The sequence below is a fragment of the Nitratidesulfovibrio liaohensis genome, from assembly GCF_011682075.1.
In the GTDB taxonomy this organism is placed as follows: Bacteria; Desulfobacterota; Desulfovibrionia; order Desulfovibrionales; family Desulfovibrionaceae; genus Cupidesulfovibrio; species Cupidesulfovibrio liaohensis.
Map to the genome: position 1 here is coordinate 1 of NZ_VSMK01000336.1, position 3,083 is coordinate 3,083.

Below are 3,083 nucleotides of genomic sequence, written 5' to 3' on the forward strand. Positions count from 1 at the left end.
CCGGGTCGCACGGGCGCGGGGCAAGTTCCGCCGCCCGGCCCATGTCCAGCAGGCGCATGGCCAGGTCGCGCACCCGCGCCACGTCGTCGCGCACCATGCGCCAGCCCTGTTCCAGGTACTCGCGCCGGTCCAGCTCCAGCCCCTTTTCCAGCACGAACATGGCCCCCTCCAGTCCGCCCGCCACGTTCTTGATGGCGTGGGCCAGCCCGGCAGCCGTCTCGCCCACGGCGGCCAGCCGCTCGGCGTGCAGCAGCTCACGGGTACGCCGGGCCACCAGTTGTTCCAGTTCCTCGGTATGGCGGCGCAACGCCTCGCGCAGGGCCATGCGCTGGCGGGCGCGGTCCAGCGCCACTTCCAGCGCCTCCGGGGCCACCGGCTTGGTCAGGAAGTCGCCCGCGCCGAAGCGCAGACTGGATACGGCAAGCTCCATGTCGCCGTGGCCGGTCAGCACCAGCACCTCAACCCCGGGAAATTCCGCCTTCACCGCGCGCAGCAGGTCGATGCCGTCCATGCCGGGCATGCGCACGTCGGTCAGCACCACGGCGGGCGGGTCTGCGCGGACCATGGACAGCGCCTCCGCCCCGGACGCCGCCGTGCGCACCGCGCAGCCCATGTCGGCCAGCAGCAGCGCCAGCACGGTGCGGATGCCTTCCTCGTCGTCCACGAGAAGCAGGGGCAAGGGGGGCAGTTGGGGCGGGGGCGCGCTCATGCCGCGCCCCCTTCACCGGGTACCGGTTCGTCGGCAGAATCCGCTCCTCCCGCAGTCCCCCCCGATCCGGCAGCACACACGGCCCCCACGACCCCGGAAGTCACCGGAAAGTTCAGGGTAAAGCACGCCCCGCCCTCCGCCACGTTGGACGCCTGGATGGACCCGCCGAATTCCTTGACCAGTCCGTAGCTGATGGAAAGCCCCAGCCCCGTGCCCTTGCCCACCTTCTTGGTGGTGAAGAACGGCTCGAAGATGCGCGGCAGCAGCGCCGGAGGTATGCCGCCGCCGGTGTCGCACACCCGCGCCGTCACTCGCCGGTCGTCGGCCACCGTTTCCACGGTGATGCGGCGCGGGGCGCCCGGTTCCTTCTCGCTTCGGTCCTCTATGGCATCGCGGGCGTTGAGCAGCAGGTTGATGAACACCTGCTCCAACCGGTTGGACACGGCCATGACCGGGGGCAACGACGCGGCCAGCCGCCAGTCGATGTCGATGCCGCGCAGCGACAACTGGCGGCTGAAGAATTCCGTGGCGCTTTGCAGCACCGCGTTCACGTCCACCCGCTCCAGCGCCAGGTCCGAGCGGCGGCCGAAGTCGCGCATATGCCCGATGATGCGGCTGGCCCGGTCCACATGGCCGTCGATCTCGCGGGCCATGGTGGCCAGGATTTCCGGGTCGATGGGTTCGCCGCGCGTCACCTTGCGCAGCAGGAAGCCCCCGGCGGTCTTGATGACCGTCAGCGGCTGGTTCAGTTCGTGGGCAACGCCCGTGGCCATTTCGCCCAGGGTGGCCATCTTGCCCGCCTGAATGACCTTCTGTTCGGCCTCCAGCCGTTCGGTGATGTCGGTGGTGGTCACCAGCAGCACCTGCCGGGCCAGGTATTCCGCCGGGGAAAGCATGATGTCCACGTGAAAGGGCCTGCCGTCGCGCGCCACGTTGCGGGCGCGGTTCAGCACGGTAAAGGCCCGCAACTGCGAGGCGTAGCGTTCGCGCTCGTCCGGGGGGAACAGGTCCAGGAACGAGCGGCCCTTCATTTCCTCGCGCGGCCAGCCGTACACCTTCTCCGCCGTGGAATTGCAGTCCACCACCTCCAGGGTCTGCTGGTCCAGCACGAACACGGCACTGGGAATGTGGTTGAAGATGGCGTGGTACTTCAGTTCCGAGCGGCGCAGCTTTTCTTCCAGTTCCTTGCGGTCGGTGATGTCCAGGGTCATTTCCATGGCCGCCGCCACCCGCCCTTCCGCATCGAACACGGGCGAAGTGTGCACGATCCAGTGCGCCCGGCTGCCGTCGGTGTGGAAGCCGCTTTCCTCGCTGCAATGGGCAAGGCCGGTCTGCATGGTCATTTCCACGGCGCAGTTGGGGCACTTGCCGGTGCGGCCCTTGTAGGCCTGGAAGCAGAAATCGCCGGGTTTCGGCGTGAAGTTCTCGCGGAACATGCGGTTGTAGCGCAACAGACGCAGATTCCTGTCCTGCACGGTGATGGAGCAGGGCACCTGGTCGAACAGCCGCTGGTACTCGTCGCGCTGGCGGTTCAGTTCCGCCCGCTTCTGGGCGATGTCGCGGTCCATGCGGGTGATGGCCCCGGCCAGTTCGCCTATCTCGTCCTGCTGGCGCACGTCGGAAAGGTCCACCTTCTCACCGCGCGCCACGGCACGGGTGCCCTCGATGAGCCGGGCCACGGGCCGCGTCAGAAAACGCCGCAGGAACAGGTGCACCGCCGTGGCCCCCAGCAGGAACACCGCCGCCGCCAGGGTGACCACCCGGGTCTGGAAGGCCAGCACTTCGGCCTCCGCGTCTTGCAAAGAAAGCACCACCTCCAGCGCGCCCAGCACCAGCTTGTCCGCCGGGTGGAAGTGGCAGGGCTCGCCCGAACAGCCGGGCTCGTTCATGATGGGGGTCAGGCTGCCCAGCAGGCGGCGGCCATCCTGGTCGGTGAACACGCGGGTGCGCTCGCGCAGGGCCAGCCACTTGCGCGGTTCCGCCGTGCGATGGCAGGCGGCGCAGGCCTCGTCGCGGATGTTGGTGCGGCGTTCCACCTCGTCCGGGTCGCCCGAAAACTTGATGACGCCTTCCTTGTTGTAGATGCGGATGGAGACGATGTCCTTCTGGCGGGCCACGTCGCTGATGATCTGGTTGATCTCGTCGCGGGCGTTCAGCATCATGGCGAAGCGCGCACCCAGGCGAATGGTGGTGCCCAGGCGGTCCCCCCCGGCGGCCAGTTCGTCGTGCAGGTGTTCGCGCTGGTAGCGGATGCTGCCCAGCGACAGCACCAGCACCCCCAGGAACAACGCCGCGCCGCTGCCCGCCACCACTTTGGCGGCCAGGCTGCCGCCGCCCGCCAGACTGCGCAGGCGCCGCCCCCATCCGGGCTTGC

Annotated in this window: 2 protein-coding genes; both read right to left on the reverse strand. The window is 68.8% G+C overall.

Annotation, left to right across the window (positions count from 1 at the left end; translation table 11 throughout):
* A partial coding sequence (locus tag FVW27_RS11730) for a response regulator (protein ID WP_167125363.1) occupies positions 1 to 709 on the reverse strand: 709 nt, incomplete at its 3' end.
* A partial coding sequence (locus FVW27_RS11735; RefSeq protein ID WP_243838388.1) for a PAS domain S-box protein occupies positions 706 to 3,083 on the reverse strand: 2,378 nt, incomplete at its 5' end. The genes FVW27_RS11730 and FVW27_RS11735, both read right to left, overlap by 4 nt.